Annotated in this window: 8 protein-coding genes; 2 read left to right on the top strand and 6 right to left on the bottom strand. The window is 70.7% G+C overall.

Going from position 1 to position 4,757, the window contains the following annotated elements; genetic code table 11:
* The coding region (locus ACFFCA_RS07560; RefSeq protein ID WP_375483384.1) for a hypothetical protein at positions 1 to 181 on the bottom strand (181 nt) is incomplete at its 3' end.
* 351 nt (positions 182 to 532) lie between these two features.
* On the opposite strand from ACFFCA_RS07560, the gene ACFFCA_RS07555 reads away from it, so the two are divergent.
* Positions 533 to 829 (top strand): putative quinol monooxygenase, encoded by a 297-nt coding sequence (locus ACFFCA_RS07555; RefSeq protein WP_375483382.1) that lies wholly within the window; start codon positions 533 to 535, stop codon positions 827 to 829.
* Between the two features lie 35 nt (positions 830 to 864).
* Here ACFFCA_RS07555 and ACFFCA_RS07550 read toward each other — a convergent pair whose 3' ends face one another.
* The 3 genes from ACFFCA_RS07550 to ACFFCA_RS07540 form a co-directional block, all read right to left on the bottom strand.
* A complete protein-coding gene (locus tag ACFFCA_RS07550) occupies positions 865 to 1,785 on the bottom strand; it encodes a LysR family transcriptional regulator (protein ID WP_375483380.1) in 921 nt (306 codons plus the stop codon).
* 61 nt (positions 1,786 to 1,846) lie between these two features.
* On the bottom strand, positions 1,847 to 2,170 hold the full coding sequence (locus ACFFCA_RS07545) for an STAS domain-containing protein (protein WP_375483378.1): 324 nt from the start codon (positions 2,168 to 2,170) through the stop codon (positions 1,847 to 1,849).
* Between the two features lie 22 nt (positions 2,171 to 2,192).
* On the bottom strand, positions 2,193 to 3,485 hold the full coding sequence (locus tag ACFFCA_RS07540; RefSeq protein ID WP_375483376.1) for a saccharopine dehydrogenase family protein: 1,293 nt from the start codon (positions 3,483 to 3,485) through the stop codon (positions 2,193 to 2,195).
* Positions 3,486 to 3,743: 258 nt separating this feature from the next.
* Here ACFFCA_RS07540 and ACFFCA_RS07535 point away from each other — a divergent pair, with 258 nt between their 5' ends.
* A complete protein-coding gene (locus ACFFCA_RS07535; RefSeq protein ID WP_375483557.1) occupies positions 3,744 to 3,977 on the top strand; it encodes a DUF3263 domain-containing protein in 234 nt (77 codons plus the stop codon).
* Between the two features lies 1 nt (position 3,978).
* Here ACFFCA_RS07535 and ACFFCA_RS07530 read toward each other — a convergent pair whose 3' ends face one another.
* Both ACFFCA_RS07530 and ACFFCA_RS07525 read right to left on the bottom strand, forming a co-directional pair.
* Positions 3,979 to 4,377 (bottom strand): hypothetical protein, encoded by a 399-nt coding sequence (locus tag ACFFCA_RS07530; RefSeq protein WP_375483374.1) that lies wholly within the window; start codon positions 4,375 to 4,377, stop codon positions 3,979 to 3,981.
* Between the two features lie 9 nt (positions 4,378 to 4,386).
* On the bottom strand, positions 4,387 to 4,757 hold a 371-nt coding region (locus tag ACFFCA_RS07525), incomplete at its 5' end, for a hypothetical protein (protein WP_375483372.1).

Here is a 4,757-nt window from a genome sequence, read left to right as displayed (position 1 = left end):
TCTTGCGCGCCGTCGTCTTCTTCGCGGCGCTCTTGCGGGCGGTCGTCTTCTTCGCAGCCGTCTTGCGCGCCGTGGTCTTCTTGGCGGCGGTCTTGCGTGCGGTCGTCTTCTTGGCCGCCTTCTTGGCCGGTGACTTCTTCGCAGCTTTCTTCGCTGCGCTCTTCTTGGCTGGTGCGGTCATGCGTGTGCCTCCTCGGCAACGTTCGATCAACTGCTCTGATGTTGCGAACAAGTTGACGATGAGCAGACGTCGGCGTCAACACGGCGCGCCGTCCCAATTTTCGGCGTTCGTGTGGCAGGACGCGCGCGCAACGCGTTGCCCGATGCCGGCAGAACGCTGCATCGCCTACGGCACAGGCGATGCAGCCTCGTCATCACGACGAACATCGGGTCCTACGCCACGCCGGGCCTTCCGAAAGAATTTCGTCGTTTGCAGGAGATTCCCGCCATACCCAAGGGTATGTAGACGAACACGTCGTGCATGGCCCATTGTCATGACGAGACCGAAGGTCGTTCTCGGAGAGGTACACCGATGTCTGAACTGCCCGTCGTCGCCGTCATCACCGCCAAGGACGGCTCCGCCGATCTGGTCCGCGACGCACTCAAGGCTCTCGTTCCGCCGACCCGTGCCGAGGAGGGTTGCCTGTCGTATGCACTGTACGAATCGGCGAGCACGCCCGGGGTGTTCGTGACGGTCGAGTCCTGGCGCGACAAGTCCGACCTCGACGCGCACATGGCATCCGACCACATCGCGCAGACGTTCGCAGTGGCCGGCGATGGTCTTGCCGGTGCGCCGGTGATCCATGCGCTGACACCCGTCGACGTCTGAGGCGGCGCCGACACGAACATGCGCGCGCGGCGCGGCTACGGCCCGGCGGCCGGCGCCGCCGCCGATGTGCGCAACAGGTCGAGCACGGCTCGCACAGCCGGTGTCGGCTCGTTGCGCGAGCGTCGGTAGATGACTCCGATCCGCCGCGCGCCGAGGCCGGGCAGGGCGACGATCCGGACGTCGGCCGGTGCCGAGGCGACCACGGCGAGATCGGGGATCAGCGCACCGGCCAGACCGGCCGCCACCATGGCGAGCGCGGCCGTGAACTCGCGACACAGGTGCGGCGCAGGCAACGACAGCCCGGTCGCCGTCCGTACACGGGCCATGGCCTGCCCGGTCGCGCTGTCGGGTGGCCCGTCGATCCAGGGTCGGTCCGCGACCGCGGCGAGGTCGTCGAACTCCGGCCAGGCCACCGGCACGGCGACCCGGAACGGGTCGTCGGCGAGCGCCTCGTAGTACAGACCACGCGGAACGATGCGCCGTCGCTGCGCGTCGTCCTCCACGAGCGCCAGGTCGACGCGACCGGCCTGCACGTCGTCGACCGCCGTCCGCTCGTCGATGTTGGTGACCCTGGGTTGCAGGGCGGGATAGGTGCGTCCGAGCTCGACGAGGGCCGCGCCGGCGAACCCGCGCAGGACGGTGAAGAACGCCGCGATGCGCACCTCCCCCGTGATGTCCTCGGCCAGCGACCCGAGCTCGGCCTCGGCGTCGTCGAGCACCTGCACGAGGTCGTAGGCATGGGCGACCAGGCGACGGCCGGCCGGGGTGAACTCGAGCGGGCGCTGGCCGCCGCGCCGCGAGCGGTCGATGAGCACGAAGCCGGACTCGCGCTCGAGCATGGCGAGCTGCTGCGAGACGGCCGAGGGCGAGACGTGCAGCGCGGCTGCCGCGCCCACCACCCCGCCGTGCCGGTCGACCGCACGCAGGACGACCAGCCGGCGCGGGTCGAGGTCCATGAAGCTCAGCTTCACCTACAACGCGAGCACGCGCAATCGTGCTTGACCCGACGCGCCCGGATCAGGAGTCGGTCGACGCCGTCCACGCATCGGCGAGCCCGACCAGCTCGACGAGGCGCTGCACCCGCGGTGACGGGTTTCGGATCGAGAAGGTGGCGTCGCGGTCCTCGGCGTCGCGGGAGAGTTCGACGAACGCCCCGATGCCGGTGGAGTCGACGAACGAGACGCCGGCAAGGTCCAGGATGAGGCCGTCGACGTCGTCGCGGCCCAGTGACTCCCGCCCTGCGGCGAGGAGCTTGTCGCGGCTGTCCAGATCGACGGAGCCCGAGATCAGCAGGACGGCGCGGTCGTCGACGTCGGCGTCCTCGATGATGTCCAGATCCATAGCTGGGGAGCGTACTTGCTGCCTACTGGACCGGTTCGGGGGGCGGGTCCGGAGTGGTGACCACGGACCGGCTGCGCGAGGCCAGCCGTTCGACCGAGATCTCGAAGCCGTGCCGACGCAGGCGGGCGGGCAGGGTCTCGCCGATGGCCACGGCCGGGGTCAGCACGCCGCCGGGCACAGCCGGCTCGTCGAAGGCCAGCGCCAGGGCACTCTCGGCGAACATCACCGAGGTCGCCGCGTAACCGGGGTCCCCGTGCGTCGACACGACGGCCCGGTACTCGGTTCCCGTGGTCGTGCGGGCGGTGACCTCGATCCGGAAGAAACCGCGCCGCTGCGTGCGCTCGGAGGGCCCGCGCCCCGTGCCGGGCAGCAACGGGTCCACGAGGAGCCGCGGCAGGCGGGAGGTCAGCACGCGCCGCGTGACGGTAAGCCCAGCCGCGATCCCGGTGGCGACGAACGGGGCGAGCGGCGTGGTGGTGGCGCCGAGGTACTCGTGGTAGTCGAAGCCCTGCCCGTAACCGTGCCCTTCTCCGTCGCGGGCGTCGAGCAGGGTCGCGCTGCGCCGCACGATCCGCTCGTTGAACGGGCCGAAGACCGACGGCGCGACCCACCGTCCGGTCAGCGCGTCCCGGGTGGGCCACACGTTGTCGGTACGTGCCGGTCGCTGCGCGCCGGGCTGGGTCGACAGCGCCCACGGGTCGTCGAAGACGGCCTGCAGGTCCGGGTCACCGGCGGCCGCAGCACGGTCGCCGAGCAGCGAGTCGATGGTGCCCCGGCTGAGCCCGCCCCACGCCGAGGTGAGGACGCTGATGGTGCGGGTCAGGGTGCCCTCGTCGTCCTCGACGGCACGCTGGAAGAGAAGCAGCGCGGCGAGGTCCGAGGGCACCGAGTCGAAGCCGCAGGCGTGCACGATGCGGGCGCCGGTCTCGGCGGCCCGGGCGTGGGCCGCGGCAATGCTCGCGTGGACGAACAAGGTCTCGCCGGTGAGGTCGCAGTACGCGGTGCCGTGCGCGGCGCACGCGCGCACGAGGGGCAGGCCGTACTTCAGGTAGGGCCCCACCGCGCTGGCCACGACCGTGGTGGCCGCCGCCATCGCCATGATGTCGACCTCGTCCTCGGCGTCGACGACCAGGATCGGCCAGTCGACCGCCAGCTCGGCGGCGAGCGCGTGCAGCCGGGCCTCGGAGCGGCCGGCCAGCGCGATCCGCGCCGACCCGGCCTGCTCGGCCAGGTGCCGGGCCGTCAGCCGGCCGACGAACCCGGTCGCCCCCCAGAGCACGATGTCGAACCGGCGTTGCGCCGCGGCTTCACCCACGCCCTCACTCCGTTCGGCCCGCCCGAGGCGCCATACCTCCGGCTCGCATCGCTTGCGTCGCTCGCGCTCGCGAGCCTAACGGCCGCCTCGGTGGGCGACGGACGAGTCGACCTGTAAGCCGGATCTCACGGGACCGCTCACGGGTACCCGATTTTTGCTGGGCTGTGTGCGTCTCGGCCGGATTCGTGGCCGTCTGTAGGCCGTGGCCGGTGCCCGTGACACGGTGTTGTCGTACGTGTGTGTGACGGTAACGGGGTGATGCAGCTACCCGACGTCGACCGCGAGATCCTGCGCCTGGCCGGCGCCCGCTACAACCACGAGGGTCACCGGGTGGTGGCGGCCTACGACCGGTTCGGGCTCAGCGAGACGGCGTTCTGGCAGCAGGTCAACCGGCTCGTCGATGACCCGGCGGCCGAGCTCGCCGAGCCGGAGATCGTGCACCGGCTCCGCCGGTTGCGTGACCTGCGGCGCGGGCGGCGCCGCGCGGCGTAGCTCAGGCGGCCTCGTGCCGACCAACGAGGGCCGGTGTCCCGTCCGGGGCGTCGTCGTCGGGCACCCCGGCGTAGTGGCTCGTCAGCTGGCCCTTCTTCGGTAGCTTCCGCGGGAAGGCGAGCAGCTGGGCGTCGGTGTGCGTGTTCTTCCAGAACTGGCTGCGCGCGACGGAGGCGATCACGTAGGTGAGGAGCGCGGTCGCGGTTGCTCTGGAGAAGCTGAAGGACCCGGAGGCCGCAGCCTGCGACACGAACCCCGCGACGGCGGACAGCAGCGCGATGATGCCGGCCGTCACCTCCGACGGCAGGTGCTCTCGCGAGATGAACGACGCGATCGCGGGGTAGATCACGCCGAGCAGGACGGGCAGCAGCGCGACCCAGTTGAGGTCGGGGACGTCCATGGGGTGCTCCTACTTCTGATTCAGGATGTGGTTGTAGCCGACCGAGGAGACGGTCAGCCAGTTGGTCTGACCGAAGCGGTACTTCTTGCGGTAGCGGACCAGCGCCTCGTCCATGCCGGTGGACCACTCCTTGGTGGTCATGTCCATGCCGCCGACAAGGTGGTGGAGCTTCTGCTTCAGCGCCCACACGGCCGCGATGACGGCGGTGCTGTCGACGCCGACGAGGCCGCCGTGGACGTGGTCGGAGGGGTTGTGCACCGATCCGAGGTAGTCGACGGTGTTGTGAGCGCTGAACGGCCAGGGAGGGTGGGCCGGGCCGGGTGACGGGGCGACGGGCTGCACGAACCGTCGGACCATGATCCGGGACGCGGCCCACACGT

Origin of the sequence: uncultured Jatrophihabitans sp. (assembly GCF_964252635.1) — a bacterium.
Lineage (GTDB): Bacteria > Actinomycetota > Actinomycetes > Mycobacteriales > Jatrophihabitantaceae > Jatrophihabitans.
This window is presented reverse-complemented; position numbering and strand designations above follow the sequence as displayed.

Bases quoted from the DNA above. Each gene is read 5' to 3' on its own strand.
- ACFFCA_RS07555 (WP_375483382.1), top strand. From the start codon at position 533: ATGTCTGAACTGCCCGTCGTCGCCGTCATCACCGCCAAGGACGGCTCC.
- ACFFCA_RS07550 (WP_375483380.1), bottom strand. From the start codon at position 1,785: ATGGACCTCGACCCGCGCCGGCTGGTCGTCCTGCGTGCGGTCGACCGG.
- ACFFCA_RS07545 (WP_375483378.1), bottom strand. From the start codon at position 2,170: ATGGATCTGGACATCATCGAGGACGCCGACGTCGACGACCGCGCCGTC.
- ACFFCA_RS07535 (WP_375483557.1), top strand. From the start codon at position 3,744: ATGCAGCTACCCGACGTCGACCGCGAGATCCTGCGCCTGGCCGGCGCC.
- ACFFCA_RS07530 (WP_375483374.1), bottom strand. From the start codon at position 4,377: ATGGACGTCCCCGACCTCAACTGGGTCGCGCTGCTGCCCGTCCTGCTC.